The organism is Phenylobacterium sp., from assembly GCF_035569475.1.
Lineage (GTDB): Bacteria > Pseudomonadota > Alphaproteobacteria > Caulobacterales > Caulobacteraceae > Phenylobacterium.
The window spans coordinates 23,014-46,857 of record NZ_DATMNA010000037.1 but is presented as its reverse complement, the minus strand read 5'-3'; the positions used below and the strand labels follow the sequence as shown (position 1 = coordinate 46,857).

Annotated in this window: 25 protein-coding genes; 11 read left to right on the top strand and 14 right to left on the bottom strand. The window is 70.3% G+C overall.

Annotated elements, in window-relative coordinates:
• Positions 1 to 47: 47 nt before the first annotated feature.
• From VNW53_RS05580 to tilS, 5 genes are all read left to right on the top strand, one after another.
• The gene (locus tag VNW53_RS05580; RefSeq protein WP_325554121.1) at positions 48 to 845 is read left to right on the top strand and encodes an energy transducer TonB; all 798 of its coding nucleotides are present in this window, start codon (positions 48 to 50) and stop codon (positions 843 to 845) included.
• Positions 845 to 2,149 carry a Tol-Pal system beta propeller repeat protein TolB gene (gene tolB / locus VNW53_RS05575; RefSeq protein WP_325554119.1) on the top strand — a complete coding sequence of 435 codons (1,305 nt, stop codon included), beginning with the start codon at positions 845 to 847 and terminating at the stop codon, positions 2,147 to 2,149. The genes VNW53_RS05580 and tolB overlap by 1 nt, the downstream gene beginning before the upstream one ends.
• A gap of 123 nt (positions 2,150 to 2,272) precedes the next feature.
• Entirely contained in the window at positions 2,273 to 2,845 is a 573-nt protein-coding gene (pal, locus tag VNW53_RS05570) for a peptidoglycan-associated lipoprotein Pal (protein ID WP_325554118.1), read from the top strand.
• Positions 2,845 to 3,723 carry a tol-pal system protein YbgF gene (gene ybgF / locus VNW53_RS05565; protein ID WP_325554117.1) on the top strand — a complete coding sequence of 293 codons (879 nt, stop codon included), beginning with the start codon at positions 2,845 to 2,847 and terminating at the stop codon, positions 3,721 to 3,723. Before pal ends, ybgF begins: the two co-directional genes overlap by 1 nt.
• The gene (tilS, locus tag VNW53_RS05560) at positions 3,714 to 4,901 is read left to right on the top strand and encodes a tRNA lysidine(34) synthetase TilS (protein ID WP_325554116.1); all 1,188 of its coding nucleotides are present in this window, start codon (positions 3,714 to 3,716) and stop codon (positions 4,899 to 4,901) included. The genes ybgF and tilS overlap by 10 nt, the downstream gene beginning before the upstream one ends.
• Here tilS and VNW53_RS05555 read toward each other — a convergent pair whose 3' ends face one another.
• From VNW53_RS05555 to VNW53_RS05525, 7 genes are all read right to left on the bottom strand, one after another.
• Entirely contained in the window at positions 4,902 to 5,780 is an 879-nt protein-coding gene (locus tag VNW53_RS05555) for an alpha/beta hydrolase (protein ID WP_325554115.1), read from the bottom strand. It lies immediately after the preceding gene.
• Between the two features lie 5 nt (positions 5,781 to 5,785).
• Positions 5,786 to 6,835: an aldo/keto reductase gene (locus VNW53_RS05550; RefSeq protein ID WP_325554113.1), complete on the bottom strand. Its 1,050-nt coding sequence runs from the start codon at positions 6,833 to 6,835 to the stop codon at positions 5,786 to 5,788.
• 156 nt (positions 6,836 to 6,991) lie between these two features.
• A complete protein-coding gene (locus VNW53_RS05545) occupies positions 6,992 to 8,410 on the bottom strand; it encodes an NAD(P)(+) transhydrogenase (Re/Si-specific) subunit beta (protein ID WP_325554112.1) in 1,419 nt (472 codons plus the stop codon).
• On the bottom strand, positions 8,407 to 8,751 hold the full coding sequence (locus VNW53_RS05540) for a proton-translocating transhydrogenase family protein (protein ID WP_325554111.1): 345 nt from the start codon (positions 8,749 to 8,751) through the stop codon (positions 8,407 to 8,409). Before VNW53_RS05540 ends, VNW53_RS05545 begins: the two co-directional genes overlap by 4 nt.
• 150 nt (positions 8,752 to 8,901) lie before the next feature.
• A complete protein-coding gene (locus tag VNW53_RS05535) occupies positions 8,902 to 10,035 on the bottom strand; it encodes a Re/Si-specific NAD(P)(+) transhydrogenase subunit alpha (RefSeq protein WP_325554109.1) in 1,134 nt (377 codons plus the stop codon).
• An 84-nt stretch (positions 10,036 to 10,119) separates the two neighbouring features.
• Entirely contained in the window at positions 10,120 to 10,422 is a 303-nt protein-coding gene (locus VNW53_RS05530) for an aa3-type cytochrome c oxidase subunit IV (RefSeq protein WP_325554107.1), read from the bottom strand.
• Positions 10,423 to 10,428: 6 nt separating this feature from the next.
• Positions 10,429 to 11,484 (bottom strand): alpha/beta hydrolase, encoded by a 1,056-nt coding sequence (locus VNW53_RS05525; protein ID WP_325554106.1) that lies wholly within the window; start codon positions 11,482 to 11,484, stop codon positions 10,429 to 10,431.
• Positions 11,485 to 11,629: 145 nt separating this feature from the next.
• On the opposite strand from VNW53_RS05525, the gene VNW53_RS05520 reads away from it, so the two are divergent.
• A complete protein-coding gene (locus tag VNW53_RS05520; RefSeq protein ID WP_325554104.1) occupies positions 11,630 to 13,126 on the top strand; it encodes an amidohydrolase family protein in 1,497 nt (498 codons plus the stop codon).
• Positions 13,127 to 13,716: 590 nt separating this feature from the next.
• Here VNW53_RS05520 and VNW53_RS05515 read toward each other — a convergent pair.
• The 4 genes from VNW53_RS05515 to VNW53_RS05500 form a co-directional block, all read right to left on the bottom strand.
• Positions 13,717 to 14,184 (bottom strand): hypothetical protein, encoded by a 468-nt coding sequence (locus VNW53_RS05515; protein WP_325554103.1) that lies wholly within the window; start codon positions 14,182 to 14,184, stop codon positions 13,717 to 13,719.
• A gap of 69 nt (positions 14,185 to 14,253) precedes the next feature.
• A complete protein-coding gene (locus VNW53_RS05510; RefSeq protein WP_325554101.1) occupies positions 14,254 to 14,574 on the bottom strand; it encodes a hypothetical protein in 321 nt (106 codons plus the stop codon).
• A 3-nt stretch (positions 14,575 to 14,577) separates the two neighbouring features.
• Positions 14,578 to 15,000, bottom strand: coding sequence for a cupin domain-containing protein (locus VNW53_RS05505; protein WP_325554100.1), 423 nt, complete (start codon positions 14,998 to 15,000; stop codon positions 14,578 to 14,580).
• Positions 15,001 to 15,056: 56 nt separating this feature from the next.
• Positions 15,057 to 15,701, bottom strand: coding sequence for a methyltransferase family protein (locus VNW53_RS05500; RefSeq protein WP_325554099.1), 645 nt, complete (start codon positions 15,699 to 15,701; stop codon positions 15,057 to 15,059).
• Between the two features lie 167 nt (positions 15,702 to 15,868).
• Between VNW53_RS05500 and VNW53_RS05495 the strand changes: the two genes are divergently transcribed.
• Together VNW53_RS05495 and VNW53_RS05490 are read left to right on the top strand one after the other, a co-directional pair.
• Positions 15,869 to 16,639: an HpcH/HpaI aldolase family protein gene (locus VNW53_RS05495; RefSeq protein ID WP_325554098.1), complete on the top strand. Its 771-nt coding sequence runs from the start codon at positions 15,869 to 15,871 to the stop codon at positions 16,637 to 16,639.
• A 152-nt stretch (positions 16,640 to 16,791) separates the two neighbouring features.
• Positions 16,792 to 17,022 carry a hypothetical protein gene (locus VNW53_RS05490; RefSeq protein WP_325554097.1) on the top strand — a complete coding sequence of 77 codons (231 nt, stop codon included), beginning with the start codon at positions 16,792 to 16,794 and terminating at the stop codon, positions 17,020 to 17,022.
• A 15-nt stretch (positions 17,023 to 17,037) separates the two neighbouring features.
• Here the strand turns inward: VNW53_RS05490 and VNW53_RS05485 are convergent, their stop codons facing one another.
• Positions 17,038 to 17,697, bottom strand: a complete 660-nt coding sequence (locus tag VNW53_RS05485; RefSeq protein ID WP_325554096.1) for a YceI family protein — start codon at positions 17,695 to 17,697, stop codon at positions 17,038 to 17,040.
• A 107-nt stretch (positions 17,698 to 17,804) separates the two neighbouring features.
• On the opposite strand from VNW53_RS05485, the gene VNW53_RS05480 reads away from it, so the two are divergent.
• The gene (locus VNW53_RS05480; protein WP_325554095.1) at positions 17,805 to 18,539 is read left to right on the top strand and encodes a peptidase; all 735 of its coding nucleotides are present in this window, start codon (positions 17,805 to 17,807) and stop codon (positions 18,537 to 18,539) included.
• Between the two features lie 416 nt (positions 18,540 to 18,955).
• Here the strand turns inward: VNW53_RS05480 and VNW53_RS05475 are convergent, their stop codons facing one another.
• Both VNW53_RS05475 and VNW53_RS05470 read right to left on the bottom strand, forming a co-directional pair.
• Positions 18,956 to 20,746, bottom strand: a complete 1,791-nt coding sequence (locus VNW53_RS05475; RefSeq protein ID WP_325554094.1) for a M3 family oligoendopeptidase — start codon at positions 20,744 to 20,746, stop codon at positions 18,956 to 18,958.
• Between the two features lie 303 nt (positions 20,747 to 21,049).
• Positions 21,050 to 21,475: an Lrp/AsnC family transcriptional regulator gene (locus VNW53_RS05470; protein WP_325554093.1), complete on the bottom strand. Its 426-nt coding sequence runs from the start codon at positions 21,473 to 21,475 to the stop codon at positions 21,050 to 21,052.
• Positions 21,476 to 21,599: 124 nt separating this feature from the next.
• On the opposite strand from VNW53_RS05470, the gene VNW53_RS05465 reads away from it, so the two are divergent.
• Both VNW53_RS05465 and rocD read left to right on the top strand, forming a co-directional pair.
• Positions 21,600 to 22,472: a dimethylarginine dimethylaminohydrolase family protein gene (locus VNW53_RS05465; protein ID WP_325554092.1), complete on the top strand. Its 873-nt coding sequence runs from the start codon at positions 21,600 to 21,602 to the stop codon at positions 22,470 to 22,472.
• A 12-nt stretch (positions 22,473 to 22,484) separates the two neighbouring features.
• A complete protein-coding gene (rocD, locus tag VNW53_RS05460; protein WP_325554091.1) occupies positions 22,485 to 23,705 on the top strand; it encodes an ornithine--oxo-acid transaminase in 1,221 nt (406 codons plus the stop codon).
• The last annotated feature ends 139 nt before the right edge of the window (positions 23,706 to 23,844 follow it).

Here is a 23,844-nt window from a genome sequence, read left to right as displayed (position 1 = left end):
GGTGGCCGGCCGGGTGACCAACCCAAGCCTGCGGAGACCGCCACCCAGTGACCCGCCGGGAGCTCTCGCCTGCGATGCTGGGGTCGGTGCTGCTGCACGCGACCGTGGCCACGGCTTTGCTGATCTCCTGGAGCTTCACCCGCGACCTGAAGGTGGGCTCCGTCGTGCCCGTGACCATTGTCTCTCGGGCCCCAGACATGGACGTCCGCCCCGCCGAGCAGGCGCCGGTCGAGCAGGTGGCCCAGACCGAGGCGCCCGCGCCCGAGGCGCCGCCGCAAGCCACGCCGCCGGTCCCGACGCCCAAGGCCGCCGCCCCGCCGCCGAAGCCGCAACCCACGCCGAAGCCGCTGCCGCCGACCCCGGCGCCGAAGCCCGTTCCCAAGCCTGCGCCGACCCCCAAGCCGGAGAAGAACCTCGACCTCGACGCGCTCTCCGCCAGCATCTCCAAGATGTCCAAGCCCATCCCGCCCAAGCCGTCCTCCGCGGCCCAGGGACCCGCCCGCGCCGAGACCGCCCCGGTTGCCCGCCAGACCCTCGGAACCGGCCTTTCGGCCGCCGCGCTCACCGGCCTCACCGACGAACTCCAGCGCCGCTGGAACCCCAACTGCAACGTCGAGGGCGGCCGCGACGTTCAGGTGCGTGTGGTCTTCACCCTGGGGGCCGGCGGCCAGGTGGTCGGCGACGTGGTCCCGCAGATCAAGGGCGCCGCCACGCCGGTCGCGCGGACCGCCGCCGAGCGGGCGGTGAGCGCGGTCTATGCGGCCGCGCCCTTCAGAAACCTGCCGCGCGAGTTCTACGGAGATAAGATCGCGGTCAACTTCAACGCGCGCGAGGCCTGCACCTGATGTCCTCCTTTTCCAAACGGACGCTGCTGACGGCGATGGCGGCCCTGCCGGCCACGGCCCTGCTGGCGCCCGCCGCCGCCCGCGCCGACATCGAGGTCAACGTCAACCGGGGCGACGTCCAGCCCCTGCCCATCGCCATCCCGGCCTTCGGCGGCGGCCAGGTGGGCGGCGACATCGCCGGCGTGATCGGGGCCAACCTGCAACGCTCCGGCCTGTTCCGGCCGCTGGACCCGGCGAGCTTCATCGAGAGGGACCTGAACGCCGCGGTCGAGCCGCGCTTCCCCGCATGGCAGCAGATCAAGGCCCAGGCCCTGGTCAACGGCCAGGTGACCGTGGTCGGCGCGCGCCTGCAGGTGGATTTCCGCCTCTGGGACGTCTTCGCCGAGAAGCAGTTGCTCGGCCTCCAGTTCGCCTCCAGCCCGGAGAACTGGCGTCGTGTCGCCCACAAGATCAGCGACGCGGTCTATGAGCGCCTGACCGGCGAGAAGGGCTATTTCGACACCCGCGTGGTGTTCGTGGCCGAGACGGGGGGACGCGGGTCCAAGACCAAGCGCCTGGCGATCATGGACCAGGACGGCGCCAACCCCAGCTACCTGACCGACGGCTCGGCGACGATCATGACGCCGCGGTTCTCCTCCAACAGCCAGGAGATCACCTACATGGAGCTTCGGCCAGAGGGGTCGAAGATCTACCTGCTGAACCTGGAAACCACGCGGCGCGAGAGCCTGGGCGACTTCAAGGGCATGGTCTTCGCGCCGCGCTTCTCGCCGGACGGCAGCAAGGTGGCGTTCTCTGTCGAGCGCGCGGGCAACAGCGACATCTTCGTCATGGACCTGAAGAACCGCGCCACCGTGCGGCTGACCGTCGATCCGGCCATCGACACCTCGCCGTCGTTCTCGCCGGACGGCGGGCAGATCGCCTTCAACTCCGACCGCTCCGGAACGCCCCAGCTCTACATCATGGGCGCCGACGGCTCGAACCCGCGCCGGATCAGCTTCGGCAAGGGCCGCTACACCACCCCGGTGTGGAGCCCGACGGGCGAGTTCATCGCCTTCACCAAGCAGGTCGGCGGCGAATTCCAGATCGGCGTCATGAAGCCCGACGGCACGGACGAGCGGATTCTCACCACCAACGCTTTCGACGAGGGTCCCGCCTGGGCGCCCAACGGCCGGGTGATCCTGTTCAGCCGCCAGGGCGGCGGCGGATCCAAGCTGTGGAGCGTCGACGTCACCGGCCGCATCCTGCAACCCATGCCCTATCCCGGCGGCGCATCGGACCCCGCCTGGTCACCCTTGTTGAACTGAGTGCCGTTTGGGGTCTTTCCACAGGGAAGCTCCGGCGCTACGCCGCAAAGCGGGACGGATCGATTCTTAGCCTCGCGCGCCCGATACGGATCGGGTGACGCGCTTTCGAAGGAGACGCTTTCCATGGTCATCACCCGCAACACCGGGAGCGCCCTGCGACTGACGCTCGTCGTCGGCACAGCCCTGTCGCTCGCGGCCTGCGCGCACCAGCCGAAGCCGGCTTATCCGACGACCAGCGAAGCGCCGGCCCAGCGGCCGCCGGAACCGCCCCGCGGTCCCACGGGGCCGTCGCGGCCCGAGCCGGTGACCCAGAACGCCCTGCCGGGCTCCGAACGCGACTTCACCGTCAACGTCGGCGACCGGGTCTATTTCGACTACGACCAGTATTCGGTGCGCAACGACGCCGCCCCGCTGCTGGACGCCCAGGCGGACTGGCTGAAGCGCTACCCGGCCGTTCAGGTGCGGATCGAGGGCAACGCCGACGAACGCGGCACCGAGGAATACAACCTCGCGCTCGGCGCGCGGCGCGCCAACGCGGTGCGGGAATATCTGGTGGCCCATGGGGTCGCCGCCGGCCGGATCACCACCGTTTCCTTCGGCAAGGAAAAGCCGATCGATCCGGGCGTCGGCGAAGTGGCCGAAAGCCATAACCGCAACGGCCACACCGCCATCGTCAGCGGCGCCCGGATGCAATGATGCGCGCCCGCCGCCTGCGTCTGCTTGGCGCGGCGGCGGCGATCGGCCTGATCGCCGCCCCGTTAGCCTCGGCGTTCGCCCAGACGCCGATGGACGACCCGCTGGACGCGCGGGACGCCAAGCGGCTGGACCGGATGGAGAAGGTGGTCCGGGAGCTGCGCGACATCGTCTTCAAGGCTCAGAAGACCGGGGCGCCCGTGGTTGTCGAGCCGGCCGACACGGACGCCCGCCTGGCGGACGTCGCCACCAAGGTGGGCGACCTGGAGCAGTCGCTGACCAAACTCAACGGGTCGCTGGAGGCGACCGCGCACGATCTCGATCAGGCGCGTCGCGAGAACACCGCGCTGCGGGCCCAGGTCAAGGCGCTGAGCGACCGCGTGGCGGCCGACGAGCAGAAGATGGACGACGCGGCCAAGGCCGCCGCCACCGCGGCCGTCGCCCAGGCCGGGCCGCCCGCGCCGCCGCCGCCGCCCGATCCCAGGGCCGCGGCGGCCGACGCCGGCCAGGCCTTCACTAAGGCCCGGCAGTTGATGCTAAGCGGCGACTACGACACCGCCGAAGCCGCCTTCAGCGACTACGTCACCACCTATCCGGACACGCCGCGCACCCCCGAGGCGCGCTACTGGTGGGGCAAGACGCTGGCCGTGCGCGGCGACTATGTGAAGGCCGCCAGCGCCTTCATCGGCGCCATCCGCGGCTGGCCGCAGACGGCCTGGGCGCCCGACGCCGTGGTCGAGCTCGGCCGCGCCCTCGTGCAGCTCAAGAAGCCCGCCGACGCCTGCCAGACCCTCACCGAGCTCGGCCGCAAATACCCCAAGGCGCCGCCGGCGGTGACCGCGCGGGCGGCGACCGTCCGCCTGCAGGCGAAGTGCGGCTAGGGGCCGTCAGCCCACCCCCTTCGCCCGGCCTCGAACTGGCGGCCGGAGAGGTCCTCGACCGCCGGCTGCGGGCCGGCCATGCCAGGCCCGTCGCCGTGGCCCTGTCCGGGGGCGGCGACTCCCTGGCCCTGCTGCTGGCCGCCGCCGACTGGGCCGCGCGGGCCGACCGGCGGCTGATCGTGCTCACCGTTGATCACAGACTGCGGCCGGAGAGCGCGGCGTGGACGGACGTCTGCGAGGCTCGCGCCGAGCGCCTGGGCCTTGCCTTTCGGGGCCTGGCCTGGGCCGCCGACAAGCCCACGACCGGCCTGCCGGCCGCCGCTCGCGCCGCGCGGCACGCCCTGCTGGCCGACGCCGCGCGCGAGTCCGGGGCGAGAGTGATCCTGCTCGGGCACACCGCCGACGACGTCCTGGAGGCGCGGCTGATGCGCCAGGCCGGCTCCACGACGCCGGAACCTCGCGAATGGTCGCCATCGCCGGCCTGGCCGCAGGGCCGTGGGCTCTTCGTGCTGCGTCCGCTGCTGGCCGTGCGGCGCGCCGAGATCCGCGCCTGGCTGGCGGCCCGCGGCGAGCGCTGGATCGACGACCCGGCCAACGCGGACGCCGCCTACGCCCGGCCCCGGGCGCGGCAGGCCCTGGCGGCCGGCGCGACGCCGTCCGCGGCCGAACCCCCGGCCTCCGCCAAGGCCCTGGCGCGCGCCGCCCGGCCTGACGGCGAGGCGGGCTTCGAGATCGACCGCCCCGCCCTTCGCGCCGCTGCGCCGGAGGCGCTCGCGCGCTTCGCCGCCGCCGCCTGCCTCTGCGCGGCGGGAACGACGCGGCCGCCGGACCGCGCCAAGGCGCAACGGCTGGCGGCTCGGCTGGCGGGCGCGGAGGCGGGCTTCGCCGTCACCCTGGCGGGCGCGCGCATCGAGGCCGACGGCGAGACCGTCCGGTTCCGGCGCGAACCCGGCGAGACAGCCCGCGGCGGCCTGGCGCCGATCCGCCTGGGCGCCGGCGAAATCGGCGTTTGGGACGGCCGCTTCGAGGTCGCCGCCGACGGGCCTTGCGACGTCGCCGCCGCGCCGCGGGGGACCACGCCGGTGGCGCTTGACCGGTCCGTCACCCTGGCCGCCCGATCCCTCACGCACGAGCGGCTGCTGGCCGCCTGCGGCGCCGTGGAGGCCGAGCCTCTCTAGCTAGCGGCGCGCGGTCGCCAGCACGTGCTCGACACCGCGCACGATGGGGTCGGCGAACCGGCGGCCGAGCAGGTTGGCGTGGCCGGCGCCGGCAACGTGCTCGATGTAGCCGTTCAGCGAGGCCAGGGCCGGGACCGACTGGATCTCCTTCAGCGCGGTTACGGTCCGCGCGCCGGCGGTGATCACCGCGATCGGCATGGCCGGCGGGAAGTCGGCCGCGCGGGCCTGGTCGGAGGTGGCCCGCCACTGGCTGACCTCCTGCGCCGCCCAGTGGGCGTGCGACGCCAGGCCATAGATTTGGCGTTTCTCCGCCGAGGCTTCGGGCGGCAGGCCGATGCGATCGCCGGCCACCGCCGCCACCGGCAGCATCATGCCGTATTTCGCCCCCTCGCTGGTCCAGCCCAGGATGCGGCTGAAGGCGTCGACGCCCTTGCCGCCGACCGGGTGCGAGACGACGTCCGGCGTCACCGCGTCCACCAGCACCACGCCCAACACCTGCTCCGGGTGGGTGAGCGCGAAGAGCCGCACCATCAATCCGCCCATGGAGTGGCCGGCCAGCACGAAGGGCCCCTCCACACCCGCCTCGCGCAGCAGCGCCGCGAGGTCGGAGACGATCGCCATGCCGTCGCGCGGCTTGGGCCCAGGCTCGGAATGGCCGAGGCCGGCGCGGTCGTAGGCCAGGCTGGACAGCCCCTTGGCCGCCAGCCGCGCCTGCACCACGGTCCAGTCGGTGGCGCAGCCGAAGGCGCCGTGCTCCAGCACCACGGTCGGCCGGTCGCTCGCCGGCCCGGCGCGGACCATCCGCAGCCGCCGCCCGCCCACGTCCACCATCTCCCCGCGGGGCGGCCTCGACGGGGGCGCGGAGAGGGCGACGGACATGGCGCCTAGCTCGCCTTGACGAAGGGCTTGGGCCGCCGGCCGCCGCCCTGGCGGGCGAACATCCAGCCGGGATATTCGCTGGGCAGTTCGGACACCTCGTCCAGCCGGGCCACCTCTTCCGGGGTCAGCTCGAGGTCGACGGCGGCCAGGTTGTCGTCGAGCTGCTCAATCGTCTTGGCGCCGATGATGATGCTCATCACCGAGGCCTTGTGCAGCAGCCAGGCCAGCGCCACCCGGGCCACCGAGGCGTCATGGGCGTCGCCCACCTCGCGCATCGCCGCGACGCACTTCCAGGCGCGGTCCTTGTCCACCGGCGGGAAGTCGAAGGTGGTGCGGCGCGAGCCTTCCGGATTGTTGGAGCCCGGCCCGAACTTGCCGCTGAGCAGCCCCCCGGCCAGCGGCGACCAGACCATCAGGCCGAGCTTCTCCTCGCTCAGCATCGGGACCAGCTCGCGCTCCAGGTCGCGCCCGGCGATGGAGTAGTAGGCCTGCAGGGTCTCGAAGCGGGCGTAGCCCTTGGCCTCCGACAAGCCGAGCGCCTTGGCGATCTTCCAGGCGGACCAGTTGGAGACGCCGATGTAGCGGACCAGGCCCTGGCTCACGAGGTCGTCCAGCGCGCGCAGGGTCTCGTCGATCGGCGTGACCGTGTCGTTGCCGTGGATCTGGTAGAGGTCGATGTGGTCCGTCTGCAGCCGCTCCAGGCTGGTCTTCACCGAGTCCATGATGTGGCCGCGCGAGGCGCCGCGGTCATTGGGCCGCGGGCCCATCTCGCCGAACACCTTGGTGGCGATGACCACGTCCTTGCGCGCGGTCCCCAGGTTCTTGAACGCCTGGCCCAGCAGCCTCTCGGACTCGCCGAAGGAATAGACGTCCGCCGTATCGAAGAAATTGACCCCGGCCTCCAGGGCGCGGTTCACGATGGCGTCCACGTCGCCCTGCTTCAGGTCGCCGATGGCCTTCCAGATGCCGGCGCTTTCGGACCCGCCGAAGGTCATGGTCCCCAGGCAGATCTCGGAGACGAACAGGCCCGTGCGGCCAAGCTGGTTGTACTTCATGGAGCGCCTCCAGTGCTGGGAACGCCCTGCCATATGGTCAGGCGCATGTGACGCTGGAAGGTCCGTCCGGCGCCCGCGGCGCAATAAACTCGAAATGACCTGCGGATGGGCAGACCCAGTCCTCGGATCGCCGCCGGTCGTCGGCAGGGCGTCGGGTCAGAGGCTCTTCAGAATACCTTCGACCATCTTCTTGGCGTCGCCGAACAGCATCATGGTGTTGTCGCGGAAGAAGAGCTCGTTCTCCACGCCCGCATAGCCCGAGCTCATGCCGCGCTTCACGAACAGCACCGTGCGGGCCTTCTCCACGTCGAGCACCGGCATGCCGTAGATCGGGCTGGCGGTGTCGGTCTTGGCGGCCGGGTTGGTCACGTCGTTGGCGCCGATCACGAAGGCCACGTCGGCGGTCGCGAACTCGGCGTTGATGTCCTCCAGCTCGAAGACCTCGTCGTAGGGGACGTTGGCCTCGGCCAGCAGCACGTTCATGTGGCCCGGCATGCGGCCGGCGACCGGGTGGATGGCGTACTTTACCTCGACGCCCTCGGCCTTCAGCTTGTCGGCCATCTCGCGAAGGGCGTGCTGCGCCTGGCTGACCGCCATCCCGTAGCCGGGGACGATGATCACCTTGCTCGCATTCTTCATGATGAAGGCCGCGTCCTCCGCGGAGCCCTGCTTCACGGGCCGGGTCTCGACCTTGGCGCCCGCGGCAGCCGCCGCCGGATCGGCCCCGAAGCCGCCCAGGATCACCGAGATGAACCCGCGGTTCATGGCCTTGCACATGATGTAGCTGAGGATCGCGCCGGACGAGCCCACCAGGGCGCCGGTGATGATCAGGGTGGTGTTCTCGAGCGTGAAGCCCAGCGCCGCCGCCGCCCAGCCGGAGTAGCTGTTCAGCATCGAGACGACGACCGGCATGTCGGCCCCGCCGATCGGGATGATCAGGGTGACGCCGACGATCAGGCTGAGCGCGAAGATCGCCCAGAAGGCCCAGAGCGCGGCCCCGCCGCTCATCACCAGCACGACGATCAGGGCGGCGATGGCCAGCGCCAGGGCGAGGTTGAGCAGGTGCCGCGCCGGCAGCAGGATCGGCGCACCGCTCATGTTGCCGTTCAGCTTGGCGAAGGCGATCACCGAGCCGGTGAAGGTGATGGCGCCGATCGCCAGGCCCAGCGACAGCTCGATCAGCGACTCCAACTGCACGCCGCCGTCGGGGCCGACGATGCCGTAGGCGGCGGGCGTGTGGATCGCGGCCACGGCCACCAGGCAGGCGGCCATGCCGACCAGGCTGTGGAACGCCGCCACCAGTTGCGGCATGGCGGTCATGGCGACGCGCCGGGCGATCACCGCGCCCACCGTTCCGCCGATGGCGACCCCGCCCGCGACCAGGCCCAGGGTCAGCGGATCGAGCGCGCCCTGTCTCCACAGCGTCGCCAGGGTCGTCCCCACGGCGATGGCCATGCCGATCATGCCGTTGCGGTTGCCGGCCTGGCTGGTGGTGGGCGAGGAAAGGCCGCGCAGCGCCAGGATGAACAGGACGCCAGAGACCAGGTAGAGGATGGCCGCGAGGTTGGCGTTCACGCGGCGCCCTCCTTCTTCGGCGCCGGGGCCTTCTTCTTGTACATGGCCAGCATTCGTCGCACGACCAGGAAGCCGCCGAAGATGTTGACCGAGGCGAAGGTGGCGGCCACCGCGCCGGCCCCCTTGGAGATCATCACATTGCCGGTCAGCGCGCCGCCGGCCGGCGGGTGCGCCGCGACGGCCAGCAGGGCGCCGACGATGATCACCGAGGAGATGGCGTTGGTCACCGCCATCAGGGGCGTGTGCAGGGCCGGCGTCACGCTCCAGACCACATAGTAGCCGACGAAGATCGCCAGCACGAAGATGGCCAGGCGGAAGACGGTGGGATCGACGGCTTCCATGTCAGCTTTCTCCCGCTGTCATCCCGGCCGCAGCGAAGCGGAGAGCCGGGACCCATACGCGCGATTTCATCCGGATGGGGCTGTGTCTATGGGTCCCGGACATGGGCTGCGCCCATTCCGCGATGACACGTGAAAGGGTGCGCATTCTGCTCACCCTTTCAAATTGGGATGCACGACCGCGCCGCCCTGGGTGACCAGCGCGGCCTTCAGGATCTCGTCCTCGTAGTCGGGGGCGAACTTGCCCTCCTTGTCGAGGAACAGGCCGGCGAAGGCGAAGAGGTTGCGGGCGTAGAGCGCCGAGGCGTCGGCGGCGATGCGGCCGGGCAGGTTGGCGACGCCCAGGATCTTCACGCCGTTCTTGGTGACCGCGACTTCGCCCAGCTTGGCGCCCTCGACATTGCCGCCTTGCTCGATGGCCAGGTCGACGATCACCGAGCCGGGCTTCATCGAGGCGACCTGGGCGGCGCTCACCAGCTTGGGCGCCGGGCGGCCCGGGATCAGGGCGGTGGTGATCACCATGTCCTGCTTGGCGATATGGCTGGAGACCAGCTCGGCCTGCTTGGCCTGATACTCCGGGCTCATCTCCTTGGCGTAGCCGCCGGCGGTCTGGGCGTTCTTGAACTCCTCGTCCTCGACCGCCAGGAACTTGGCGCCCAGGCTCTCCACCTGCTCCTTGGTGGCGGGGCGCACGTCCGTCGCCGTCACCACAGCACCCAGGCGCCTCGCCGTGGCGATGGCCTGCAGGCCCGCGACGCCGACGCCCATGATGAACACCTTGGCCGCGGCCACGGTGCCGGCGGCGGTCATCATCATCGGCATGACCCGGCCATAGGCCTCCGCGCCCTCGATCACCGCGCGGTAGCCGGCGAGGTTGGCCTGGGAGGACAGCACGTCCATCACCTGGGCGCGGGTGATCCTGGGCACGAACTCCATGGCGAAGGCGGTGGCCTTGGCCTTGGCCAGGCCCGCCAGCCCGGCCTTGTCCTGGTACGGATTGAGCGTCGCGACGACGATCGTGCCCGGCTTGAGCGCGGCGGTCTCCTCGGCCTCGGGGCCGCGGACCTTGAACAGGATGTCGGCCTTGGCGAGCGCGTCCTTGGCGGTCTTGGCCATGGTCGCACCGGCCGCAGCGTAGTCGGCGTCGGGATAGGAGGCGGTGGCGCCGGCCCCGGCCTCGACCGTCACGGAGAACCCCGCGGCGACCAGCTTCTTCACCGTCTCGGGCGTAGCGGCGACGCGCGTCTCGCCGGCGCGGCGCTCCCTGGTGACGGCGATGACGGCCATGGTTCGGGAGATCCCCAAAGAACGGCGATGCGCCGCGACAGCCGCCGACCTTAGGGGCTGGCGGCGGACGCTGTCCAGTCGAGGTTAGTGGCCCTCGGCGGGCTTCTCGCGCAGGAAGACGATGCCCAGGGCCAGCACGACGGCCCCGGTGATGGCGCCGCCCATGAAGCCCGCGCCGGTGCAGAACCACAGGGTCGCCGTCAGCACGCCCACGGCCACCAGCAGTGCGCCCCACTTGGTGATGTTCATCACCAGATGGAAGGTCGAGACCTGCTCGTGGATATCCATCTCGCCGCGGTGATATTCGGACGCCTGGCCGGCCATCTCGTCTCTCTTCTGCTCGAAGCGCTCCAGGCGGGTGCTACACGAGACGGGCGTCCCGCTCAAGCGCCCCTAAGACTTCGGCGGCCAGGCGGCCAGCAGCGCCCGGATCGCCGCCACCAGGGCCAGGGGCTGGTCGATCATGATGTGGTGGTGGGCGTCGGGGATCTCGATCTCGATCATGCCCGCCGGGAAGGGCGAGGGCGCGCCGGCCTTGCGGTGCTCCACGATGCGGCTCTTGGCGCCGTAGATGTGCACCATGGGCGTCGTGACCGTCACCGCGGCCATCGGGTCACCGCCCATGGCTCGCTCGCGGTCGAGCTTGGCCCACATGTTCGGGTCGAACCGCCAGGTGAAGCCCTCGCCGGACCCGTCGGGCATCGGGACCGTCTTCAGGGATCGCCGCGCGATGAAGTCGGCGATGTAGGGGTTGCCCGCCGGCTGCGGCGGCATCAGGCGGAAGCGCAGCAGCGCCGCCTCCAGGCTCGGATAGATCCGGCTCGGGCGGTCGGCGGTGGGGATGTTGCGCACCGCCTCCATCTGCGCCATGCGCTTGGCCAGCTCCTCCGGCGGCGGGCCGAAGCCGGTGTCGACCATGATCGCCGCATGCATTCGCTCGGGGTTGCGCACGGCGGCGAAGAACACCTGGCCGCCGCCGAACGAGTGGCCGATGTAGATCGGCTTGCGCCCGCCCTCGTAGAGCCCGGTCGCCCGCGCCACGGCCTCCGCGTCGTCGGCGAAGTCGGTGAAGGAATAGCGCTCGCGCCAGTCCGAAGCGCCCATGCCGGCCAGCGACATCGAGGCCACCCGATAGTCGTCGGCGAAGAACGGGGCGATGAAGCTCCACCAGTCGGCGTGGGCGGAGTTGCCATGCACGAACAGGAGGCCCGGCTTGCCGACCTCGCCCCAGGTCAAGACCTCGAGCTTCGACCCCAGGCTCTCCACGAAGGTCCGTTCCGGCTCGCGGGCGATGGCGTCCTTGAACCATTGCGGCGACGGCGGCTCCGCGCCGTGGAACGCCGCCAGCGGCGCCTGGACCTCCGGCGGCAGGGTCGGCTCGGTGTGAACCGGGCGGTCGTCATAGGCGCGCTCGGGGGTCTCCGCCGCCGGCTTCACGTCTTGCGCCATCGGGTCCTCGGAATGTCTGGGGCCTGCAATCGGGGAGAAGGGCCCGGCAATATGGGGTTAGGTGACTAACGGGCGTTTGAAAAATGGCAAGCGGTTCGTCCGGGCGCTAGGGTCGGCGCGCGTGCAGGTCGCGGAGGGGCGTTCGGTGCTGAAGTGTTTGATCCTGGGGAGCGTCGCGGCGCTCGCCACCCTGACGGCGGCCCCCATTCCGGCCCAGGCCGCCCCACAGATCCTGGCCCCGCCGGTCCCGCCCAACGCCTCGGTGCGGCCCTACGTGAAGGTGGACGGCAAGACCGTGGTCCTGCGCCACGTCGGGCTGATCGACGGGACCGGCGCGACGGCCCAGGACGACCGCACCGTCATTGTCACGAACGGCAGGATCGCCGCGGTGGGCGGGCCGAACCTCGCCGCGCCGGCCGGCGCCCAGGTGCTGGACCTCACCGGCCGCACGGTCCTGCCCGGCATCGTCGGCATGCACGACCACATGTACTACATCGCCCGGCCCAACATGGACGCCGCCGGCCATTCCGAGCCGCCGTTGATGGTGCCGCAGATGACGTTCTCGTCGCCGCGCCTCTACCTGGCGGCGGGCGTCACCACCATGCGGACCACCGGCTCCGTCGAGCCTTACGTCGACCTCAACGTCAAAAGCCTGATCGACGCGGGCGGCATGGTCGGGCCGCACATGGACGTCACCGGCCCCTACCTGGAAGGCTCGAGCAGCCCGTTCATCCAGATGCACGCGCTGAGGGACGCCGCCGACGCAACCCGCACCGTCGCCTACTGGGCCGACATGGGGGCGACTTCCTTCAAGGCCTATATGAACATCACCCGCGCGGAGCTGGGCGCGGCGATCCAGGAAGCCCACAAACGCGGCCTGAAGCTCACCGGCCACCTCTGCTCGGTGACCTATCCGGAGGCCGTGGCGCTCGGCATCGACAACCTGGAGCACGGCTTCTTCGTCAACACCCAGCTCGACCCCGGCAAGCAGCCGGACGTCTGCCCCCGCACCGCGGGCGATCCGACCCTGCTGGCCATGACGCCGGAGAGCCCGGAAGCCGACAGGCTGATCAGGCTGCTGGTCGATCACCATGTGGCGGTCACCTCGACCCTGCCGGTGTTCGAGCAGCGCGTGCCGATGCATTCGCCGCTGAACCCGAAGGCCATGGCCGTGCTGACCGTCGAGGCCCGGGAGGCCTATCTCTACGCCCGCAACCTGACCAACCAGGCGCCGCGCGACCGCTATGCCGATGCGGCGAAGGAATTCCAGAACGACCTCGGCCTGGAGCGGAAGTTCGTGGCCGCCGGCGGCCTCTTGATCGCCGGCCCCGACCCCACCGGCAACGGCGGCGTCATCCCCGGCTTCGGCGACCAGCGCGAGGTCGAGTTGCTGGTCGAGGCCGGCTTCACCCCGGTCGAGGCCATCAAGATCGCCACCCTGAATGGCGCGACCTATCTAGGGCTAGCCGACCGCATCGGCTCCATCGCGCCCGGCAAGGACGCCGACCTGGTGGTGGTGAAGGGCGACCCGTCCAAGGCCATCGCCGACATCGAGAACGTCGAAATCGTGTTCAAGGACGGGGTCGGCTACGACGCGCCGAAACTGCTGGAGTCGGTGAAGGGGCGGTATGGGCAGTATTGAGGGGGCCGACCGCTCAGCTCTTGGGGATACGGCTCCCGAGAAATCGCCGTGCACGTTGGACGAGCCAGATGATGCCAGCCGCAACCGCCACGACGAGCACCGCTGCGGTGGAATAGGTCCCCACCGGAAGGCCATAGTAGTTGTTCCAGAGGACAGCTTTGCCTTGCAACATGGCTCCGACCACGCTTGCGCCAAGGCCGATGAAGACAAACGCAAGAAGCGAAAAGCCTATTCCTTTCAATATCGGATGCCGCACCGCTCGTCCCCTCGAAAGCCCGCGGCTAAGCTACCGCTTAAACCTCATGGCCAGCATTCTGCCTGCATCCCCCGTAAGATTTAAGGACCGCTTCGCGCGGTCGCGCCGGAAACCCACTCCACACTCCGCTCATCCCCGCGAAAGCGGGGACCCAGGCTTTTTGAACCACCAAGCACACCAAGACCGCAAGGCCTCCGAGGTGAGGCAGACGGCGGAGCCCGCGAGGGCCTCTTGGTGGTCTTGGTGTCCTTGGTGGCTGACCTATCCCGACCGAACGAAAAACACCTGGGTCCCCGCTTCGGCGGGGATGAGCGGTATTGGGTTCCTCCGCGTCCTAGCCCCCCGCCGCGCCCGGCTTACCCACCACCACGTCGGCCGACACCGTCGGGCAGTGGGTCAGGGTCATCTCGCGGATGTTGTAGACGTGGGTGCCGTCGCGGCCGCCGCGGATGGTGCGCTTCAGGGTCGGCTGGCCGTCCGCGCCGGCCTCCAGGTGGAAGATCTCCGTCCCGTCGATGCGCAGCACCCGGAACCGCTCGATGTGGTCCATGGGTAGCGCAAAGACCGAGCTGGAAGCATAGCCGCCCTCGCCCTCGAGCTGGATCGCGAACTTGCCCTTGTCGCGGGTGATGGTGACGGCGCGGTCGGGGTTCGGCATGGGCTTCCAGCCGCCGGCGTTGGTGAAGCGCATGGCCTCAGCCGCCGGCGTGTCGCACTTGACGATGACCTGCGGCTCCGCCCGCGCACCGCCCGGCGCGATCAGGGCCGCCCCCGCCGCCAGGCCCATAAGTCCAAGCCTCATCCCTGCCTCCCGACGCACGACTCTTGTCCGTTTGACCCCAGCTTGCGTCCGCGCGCTAGCCCTGGCGCGCTAGCCCCGCCGCTCGCGGTCGTCCTCCTGCCGGTCCCAGCCGCCGTCGAAATCGGGCAAGAGCGCGAGGAGGGCGAAGAGGCCGCCGATCACGCAGGCGAGGCCGATCAGCCGCCCCGCGCCCACCTCGTCGTCCATGGCCGCCAGGCGCGCGCGGGCCCGGTCGGGCGGCAGGGTCCAGCCCACCGGCATGGCGCCGGCCGTCCCGCAGCGGACCGTCCCGCCCTGCCGGTCGAGGCAGCTCGGCGCGGCGAGCGCCACAGGCGCCGCGAGCAGCGCCACCGCCGAGATGAGCCCGCCGAGCGCCAGGCGCGCGCCCATCGCCTACTGCGGCCCCTCGCCGGTGATCTCCAGGACTGCCGCCTCGTCCTTGGCGCCGTCGTAGTGGAACTGGTGCGCGAAATGGGTGACCACCGAGCCCGCCGGGATCGGCGTCGTGGTCTCGGGCGCGAAGGTCTGGCCGGTACCGACCCACCAGGTCCCGCTGATGACATAGACGTGCCGGTCGTTGGGGTGGGTGTGCGGCCGGCTCATCTGGTGCGGCGGCCATTTCACCAGGATGGCGTAGGGTCCGGGCTTGGTGGGGTCGCCCCAAAGCGCGTAGGTCAGCGGGCCTTTGACCGGGTCGCCCTGCCAGGCGATCTGGTCGGGCAGCTTGTAGGCGAGCGCCTTGGGGTCGGGCTCAGCCCGCGCCGGGGCGGCCAGCGCGACGGCGCAGGCCAGGGCGGCCGTCAGGGCCATCTTCATCGCCAAAGTCCTCCCGAAAGCCCCCGTGGCGGGCGCGCTCGGGCTTCAGCATAGACCTAGAAAACGCCGGGTATCAGCCGGAAGCGCACGATGCGCGAATAGCGCCGATAGGCGCGGTCCTGCTTGAGCCAGCGCTCCTCGCGCATCACCCGGCCGAACTGGAAGAGCCAGGTGGCGCCGATCAACAGGGCGTTGATCAGTGTCGGGTTGATCAGCAGGTATGCGGTGTGGGTCACCGCATAGCCCAGGTACATGGGGTGGCGCACGAAGACATAGGCGCCGCGCATGCGCACGCCGCGGTTGGCCGGCGCCAGGCCGAAGCTGCGCGCGAGGCTGAACTTGGCCGCCAGGGTGATGATCGTGCCGGCGACGACCAGGCAGACTGCCGCGCCCGGCGGGATCAGCGCCGTTCCGCCCGGCCGCGCCAGCATGGCCAGCAGGGTGCCGCCCCAGGCCAGCAGCCAGTCCTGCGGATCGAGGCTGACGCTGGTGGCCGGCCGACGGACCAGGATGAACCAGACGGTGACGGCGTCGGTCGAGGCGATGGCGAGGTTCAGCCAATGCTGCGGGTCGTAGTTCATCGTGACGTAATAGGCGAAGGTCGCGAGCACGGTGACGCGCTCGGCCAGGTCGATCAAGCGCGGGGTCAGCGACCCGGCGGGCGCGCGGATCGGGCGGTCTGGGCTGCTGTATGCGGTCAAGGTCGGCCTCGTTCTGGCCGGCAGAATTCCAGAACGAAATGAAGACGAGGATAATCGTCGGCGCTATGGCTGGCGCGCGATGTCGCAGCCCGCGCGCCGCCGGGGCTGCAAAGCCGACGCGCGGCGCCCAATCTCAGCCCCGGTTCCAGTCAGGGAGAATAGTCCATATGCGCGCCAACCGCCTCAAGGAGCTGTGGGCCTCGGGAAAGCCCGCGATCAACGGTTGGTGCTCCATGCCGGGCGGCTTCTCGGCCGAGCTGATGGCGTCCATGGGCTGGGACGCCGTCACCGTCGACACCCAGCACGGGCTGATCGGCTATTCGGAGATGCTGGCCATGTTGCAGGCGGTCTCGACCACGCCGGTGACGCCCCTGGTCCGCGTGTCCTGGAACCAGCCCGGCAAGATCATGCGGGCCCTGGACGCCGGGGCCTATGGCGTGATCTGCCCGATGATCAACGACGCCGTCGAGTGCGCCGCCTTCGTCCAGGCCTGCCGCTATCCGCCGGAGGGATTCCGCAGCTCCGGCCCCACCCGGGCCATCGTCTACGGCGGCCCCGATTACCACGCGAAGGCCAACGGCGAGATGCTGGCCATCGCCATGATCGAGACCGCCCAGGGCCTGGCCAATGTGGAGGCGATCGTCGCCACCCCGGGGCTGGACGGGGTCTACATCGGCCCCTCGGACCTTTCGCTCTCCATCGGCGGCCCGCCCGGCCAGGATTCCGACGCCCCGGCCCTGATGGCGGCCTTCGACCGGATCCTCGCCGCATGCAAGGCCGCGGGCGTCCGGATCGGGGTCCACACCAACAGCATGGCCTACTCGCAGAAAATGATCGACCGCGGCTTCGACCTGGTCACCGTGGGCAGCGACACCCGCTATATGGGGGCCGGCCGGCGCGAGGCCTCGGAGATGCGCGCCTGGATGGAAAGCCGCTGACGGCCGCGCCTTTGGGCGTTTTGCGCGCGAATCTGCATCAATCGGCGGCAACGGGTTCGAAAGGCTAAGGGGCGCAGAGTGGCGGCGCCCAAGGCTCGCCCGGCGCATGCGAAAGCTAAGCTTGGCCGACCCAGTCGTTGCGGGAGGACAAGATGCCGAACCTGATCTGGCCGCGCGTGCTCAGCCCGGAAATCGGAGCCTCCGGCCTGATCGGCCGTACGATCCACTGGCTCGGCGTCCTCCTGGCGGTGGCCTTCCTGCTCGTCGCCCTGGGCTTCGCCGCCGACGGCTGGTCGACCTCGGACGCAATCTGGCTCTCGGCGATCGCGGTGGCCATGGCCATGGGCGCGCGCGGCGTCCGCTACGTCCTGGCCCACGAATAGGGGCCAGGAACGGCGCTACTTCTTCGCCGCCGGCTTGCCGCCCGAGAACTCCGTCTCGATCGCCACCTCGACCTCGTCGCTCACGCCCATGGTCGAGCCCGGCGCGGGAACGCCGGCCCCCATCCCGAAGGCCGAGCGCTTGAAGACCCCGTGCGCCGAGAAGCCGATGCGGGCGCCGCCCGGATCGAAGGAATTGGGCGGATAGCCGCCGTTGTAGGTCACCTCCAGCACGACCGGCTTGGTGACCCCGTGCAGGGTGAAGTCGCCGGTCACCCGGGCCGTGTTGGGGCCGGTCACCTCCACCTTGGTCGACCGATAGGCGATCGCCGGGAAGGCCGCCGCGTTGAACCAGTTCTTGCCCATCAGCTCGTCATGGAAGCCGGCCGGCGGCGTGTTCAGCTCCAGCGAGGTCGGGTCGATGGTGGCCTCGACGGCCATGGTGGCAGGCGCGGCCGGGTCGAATCTCAGCTTGCCGTCGATCTTCGAGAACCGCGCCGTGTAGTGCGAGAAGCCCAGGTGCACGACCCGGAAGGTCACCGAGGTGTGGGCCTTGTCGATGGCATAGGACCCGGCCGGCGGCTGCGGCGCGGCGGGCGCCGTGGCGGCGATGGCCGGCCCCGCGATCAGCAGGACGGAGGCGGCCTTGGCCGCGGCCAGGACGTGAAGGGTCTTCATGGTCTCTCTTTCCCCAGGTGTTCGCCCGAAGGACGATCGGCCCGGCGGCGATCCGACATCGGGACCGGGAAGGAAGCACGTCACGACGTTTCGCGGTAGGCTCCCCCATGACCTATTGCCTCGGAATCCTCTTGCCGCAGGGCCTGGTGCTGGCCTCGGACTCCCGCTCCAACGCCGGCGTCGACCAGGTGGTGCGCGTCTCGAAGCTGAACCTGATGCCGACCGCCAGGGACCGGGTGATCTCCATCCAGTCCTCCGGCAACCTGGCGACCACCCAGGCCGTGGTCACCCGGCTGCACGAGGCCGTGGGCTCCGGCGACCCGGCCTGCGACCTGGGCCTGGCGCGGACCATGTTCGAGGCGGCCGGCATCGTCGGCGGCCAGCTCCGCAGCAAGACCGAAGCCGACGCCAAGTTCGTCGAACCCTATGGCGACGCGGCGGGAAGCTTCCTGGTCGGCGGCCAGATCGCGGGCGAACCGCCCCGGCTGTTCCAGATCTACGCTGCGGGCAATTTCGTCGAGGCCTCCAGCCGCTCGCCGTTCCTGCAGATCGGCGAGACCAAGTACGGCAAGCCGATCCTCGACCGATCCCTCACGCCGCAATGCCCGCTGGATGAGGCCGCCAAGCTCACCCTGCTGTCCTTCGACGCCACCATCCGCAGCAACCTCTCCGTCGGCCTGCCCATCGACCTGCTCGTCTATCGCGCCGACAGCTTCGCGGGGAACCTGGTCACCATCGAGGAGGACGACCCGTACTGGAACGCCCTGCGCCTGGCCTACAGCGAAGGGCTCGCGGCGCTGGTCGCGGGCCTGCCGCCGCCGCCGAGCGCTTGGGGGGTCTGAGGGGCGCCAAGCGGTCCTCTCTCAATTCCGCTCATCCCCGCGAAAGCGGGGACCCAGGTGTTTTGGGTTTTCCGAGATCGATTATTTGGGGCGCGGCCGGACGTGACGCCGCAGGAGAAAAAAGCCTGGGTCCCCGCTTTTGCCGGGATGAGCGGTTGAGGTGACGTCCCACCGGGACGGTCCTGCCGTTAGATCTCATGGATGATGCGAGCCTTTGGGCCTGGGCAAGTCAAGGTCGGCGCCCTGCGCCGCCGCGGAGCGGCCGCCTGTGGCGGACCTTGAGTTGCCCAGGCCCAAAGGCAGACTGGCCGGCATGAGATTTAAGCTGGGGTTTGGCGGCTCGCCAAAGCTCATCATCCTCCGGTCGCGCGAAGACGCGTTCCGGGGGATGACGAGTTAGAAGGGGCGGCTCCCCCTCAAACCAAGGCCTCGAACTCGTCCACCAGCCGCTCGAGTTGCTTCATCCCCGCCGCCCAGAAAGCCTTCTCCCGAGGGTTGAGCCCGAAGGGCGCCAGCGCTTCGACATATGTCCGCGTTCCACCGGCGGCCAGCAGGTCCTCGTACAGGGGCGCGAAGGCCGCCGGGTCCTCGCGGCGCTTCTCCATCAGGCCCCGCACCAGCAGGTCCCCAAAGGCGTAGGCGTAGACGTAGAACGGCGCGTGGACGAAGTGGCTGACATAGGCCCAGTAGTGCTCGTAACCCTTGTTCAGCCTAACCGCCGGGCCGAGGCTCTCGCCCATCGCCTCCAGCCACATGGTCCCGATCTGGTCGGCCGAGACCTCGCCGTCCATCCGCGCGGCGTGGAAGCGGGTCTCGAAGCGGTGGAAAGCGATCTGGCGGACGACGGTGTTGAGCCCGTCCTCGATCTTCCCCGCAAGGAGCCCCTTGCGTTCGGCCTTGGAGGCGTTGGCCAGCAGGCGCTCGAACACCAGCCCCTCGCCGAAGATCGAGGCGGTCTCGGCCAGCGTCAGCGGGGTGTCGGCCAGCAGCGTCCCGAGCGGCGAACACAGCGTCTGATGCACCGCGTGCCCCAGCTCGTGGGCCAGGGTCAGCACATCCCGCCGCTCGCCCATGTAGTTCAGGAAGACGTAGGGGTGCCGGTCGGCGGTGACCGGATGCGAATAGGCGCCCGACTGCTTGCCGGGCCGAGGCCTGGCGTCGATCCAGGGGTGGGTGAAGAAGGTCTGGGCCGTGTCGGCAAACTTGGGCGCGAGCGCGGCGAAGCTCTCCAGCACCATGCCCTTGGCCTCGTCCCAGCCGTAGGTCTTGGGCTGGGCCGTATCGAGCGGCGCGTTGCGGTCCCACTGGTCCAGCACGTCGCGGCCCATGGCCTTGGCCTTGAGGCGATAGTAGCGGTGGCTGACCGGGCCGTAGCCCTCGACCACGGCGGCCTCCAGGGCGGCCACGGCGTCGGCGTGCACCTCGTTGGCGATGTGGCGCGAGGCGGCCGGGTCCGGATATTTCCGCCAGCGGTCCTCCACCTGCTTTTCGAAGGCCAGAGTGTTGAGGCAGAGCGCCAGAGTCGGCGTCCGCTCGGCCAGGGACTTGGAGAGCGCCTGGGCGGCCTGCTTGCGCCGGGTCCCGTCAGGGTCCGACAGGCGGTTGAGGGTCTCCGACAGGGTCAGGGTCTCGCGGCCCACCTTGGCCGTGAGCGCGGCCAGGGTCTCCTCCGACAGCCGGCTCCAGTTGGCGACCGCCGGGCCGCGGTCGATCAGCATCCGCTCCAGGTCGGGCGACAGCTCGTGCGGCCGCGACAGGCGCACGCGGCGGATCCACGGCCGCCACTTCGCGGCCGGCTTGTGGGCGCGGAAGGCCGCCTCGATTTCGTTGTCGTCCAGCTCGTTGAGCTCGAGCGTGAAGAACAGGCTCTCCGCGGCGATCTGGGCCGAGCGGGCGCGCAGGTCGCCCTCGAACTTCGACCAGGCCGGGTCGTTGCGGGCCGTGGAGGCGGCCAGCGCCGCATAGGCGCCCACGCCCCACAGGCCGTTGGTCGCCGCCTCGTAGAGGCCGATGCCGTTGTCCAGCAGCTCGCCCAGCAGGCGCGCATCGGCCCGGCTGGCCACGAAACGGCCCTTCAGCGCCACCAGGGCGTCGTTGGCGGCCTTGGCCTTGGCGAGGTCGGCCTCGATCTTCGGGTCGTCGCGGCCGGCGTAGAGGTCGCCCAGGTTCCATTGCGGCAGGGCGTCGGTCTTGAAGGGGGCGTTCATGGGCCTTCACATAGTCCATCCGCCCCGCAAGCGGGAGGCGATCCCGCGAAGCGGAGGAAAATGTCCACGAACCCCGCGAACGCGTTTCCGAGGCTCCGCGAGAGCGGAGGCTCAGTCATTTCAACCACCAAGGTCACCAAGACCACCAAAAGGCTACCCGAGCTGCAATCGCCTTGGCCTGCTTCGAGTCCTTGGTGATCTTGGTGTCCTTGGTGGTTCAAGAAAGGACTGGCCGCTGCGCGGGCCTCTCGGGATCCAACCCGTTCGTGGGGTTCGTGGACAGGTCCCTGCCGGTGACGGGCCTCACATCTTCTGCGTGGCCAGCAGGATCGAGGTCTCGGTGGCGGCGATGCCGTCGATCAGGCGGATCTGGTCGAGGGTGTGGCTGAAGGCGGCCAGCGTCTCGGTGTCCAGCTCGGCCACCAGGTCCCAGCGGCCGTTGGTGGTGTGCACCTTGTCCACCTCCGGAAAGCCGCGCAGCGCCCTGACCACCGCGCCGGACCGCTCGCCCTCGATGGCGATGCACATGATGGCGCGCACGCGCGTGGCCTCCATCTCCGGGCGCGTGCGGACGGTGAAGGCCTGGATGGCGCCGCCGGGTTTCAGCATCCTGGCGATGCGGTTCTGCACCGTGCCGCGGGAGACCTTCAGCCGGGCGGCCAGGGACGCTACCGGCTCGCGCGAATCGGCCCTCAGCAAGGCCAGGAGCCTGCGGTCCAGATCATCCATCATATCGCCAGCACCATGCCACATATCGCCAGTATTTAGCGCGAAATGTAGCATCTTTCCCGCTTTTCGCTAGCGCGCGGAAGGGTGACCCTCAAGGCCCGAGATCGCCGCCGAGGACCCCTGCATGGACGCCCCACCGCGTTTCCTGATGACCGACCCCAGCGCCTTCGACGTCAGCTACCGGATCAACCCCTGGATGGATCCCGGCGCCTGGACCGCCGACTGCGCTGCGGCCGCCACGGCCGCGTCGGGCGAGCTGCGCGCCGCCCTGCAAGGGCTGGGCGCCCGCGTCGAGACCATCGAGGCCGTGCGCGGCCTGCCCGACCTGGTGTTCCCCGCCAACGCCGCGGTGGTGCTGGACGGCCGGGTGCTGCTGGCCCGCTTCCGCCATCCGGAGCGGCAGGGCGAGGAGACGGTGTTCCGCGCGGTCTTCGCCCGGCTGAAGGCGCGCGGCGTGGTGAGCGAACTCGTCGACCTGCCCGAGGGCGTGCTCCAGGAGGGCGCCGGCGACGCCATCTGGGACGCCGGCCGCGGCTGGTTCTGGGCCGGCTTCGGCCCCCGCTCGAACCGCGCCTCCCTGGGCGTGATCCGCAAGACCTTCGGCCAGGAGGTCGTGGGCCTGGAGCTGGTCTCCGAGCGGTTCTACCACCTCGACACCTGCTTCTGCCCGCTGTCGGGCGGCCAAGTCCTCTACCATCCCGACGCCTTCACGCCCGCCGCCCTGGCCGAGATCCGCGCCCGCCTGGCGCCGGGCGACCGCATCGAGGCGACGGCCGAGGAAGCCGCCGCCTTCTGCGTCAACGCCGTGAACCTGGGCGAGACCCTGGTCATGGCGCGTGCCCCCGAAAGCCTGCGCGGCAAGCTGCAGGCCCACGGCTATAGCCTCGTGGAGGTCGACCTGGCGCCCTTCATCCGCTCCGGCGGCGCGGCCTACTGCATGACGCTCCGCCTCGACCGGACCAGCGCCGCCCGGCCCGCCATCCTCGCCGCCGAATAGAGGTCCCTCGCCATGAACGACATCGCCCTCACCCGCTCGCTCACCGCCGACCTGATCGCGCTGGAAGGCCTTTACGGCGCGAAGAACTACAAGCCGCTGGACGTGGTCCTGACCCGCGGCCAGGGGGTCCATGTCTGGGACGTGGATGGCAATCGCTACCTCGACTGCCTGTCCGCCTATTCGGCGGTGAACCAGGGCCACTGCCATCCGAAGATCCTAGAGGCCATGGTGGCGCAGGCGGGCCGCCTGACGCTGACCAGCCGCGCCTTCCGCAACGACCAGCTCGCGCCCTTCTACGAGGAGCTCTGCGCGCTGACCGGCAGCCACAAGGTCCTGCCGATGAACTCCGGCGCCGAGGCCGTGGAAAGCGCCATCAAGGTGGCCCGCAAGTGGGGCTACGAGGTGAAGGGCGTCCCGGCCGACCAGGCCGAGATCGTGGTCGCCGCCGACAACTTCCACGGCCGCACGGTGGCCATCGTGGGCTTCTCCACCGACCCGCAGTCCCGCGGCGGCTTCGGGCCCTTCGCGCCGGGCTTCAAAGTCGTCCCCTACGGCGACACCGAGGCCCTGGACGCCGCCATCGGGCCCAACACCGTGGCCGTGCTGCTGGAGCCGATCCAGGGCGAGGCCGGCGTGATCATCCCGCCGGCGGGCTACCTGAAGCGCGCCCGCGAGCTCTGCACCGAGCGCCGCGCCATCCTGATCCTCGACGAGATCCAGACCGGCCTCGGCCGCACCGGCAAGCTGTTGGCCGAGGAGCACGAGGGCGTCGAGGCGGACCTCACCCTGATCGGCAAGGCGCTCTCGGGCGGCTTCTATCCGGTCTCCGCCGTGCTCTCGAACTCGGAGGTGATGGACGTCCTGCACCCCGGCGAGCACGGCTCGACCTTCGGCGGCAATCCGCTGGCCTGCGCCGTGGCGCGCGCGGCGCTGAAAGTGCTGGTCGAGGAGGGCATGGTCGAGAACGCCGCCCGCGTCGGCGACCGGCTGCAGGCGGCCCTGGCCTCGATCCGCGCCGACAGCGTCAAGGACGTGCGCGGCCGCGGCCTGATGCTGGCGGTCGAGCTGCACGCCGAAGCCGGCGGCGCGCGCCGCGTCTGCGAGGCGCTGCAGGCGCGCGGCCTCCTGGCCAAGGAGACCCACGCCCACACCATCCGTATCGCCCCGCCCCTGATCCTCACCGACGACCAGTCCGACTGGATCGCCGAGCAATTCGCGGCGGTGCTGCGGTAGCCTCCTTTCCCCCGAGCGCAGCGAAGAGAGGGAGAGAGTAGGGAGAGGGCGGTGAGGACCTCTCGGGCCTTCTCGAATTCAACCGACGGCCCTCGACCGAATGCCGCCGGATCGCCGACCCCGAGCCGCCCTCTCCCTC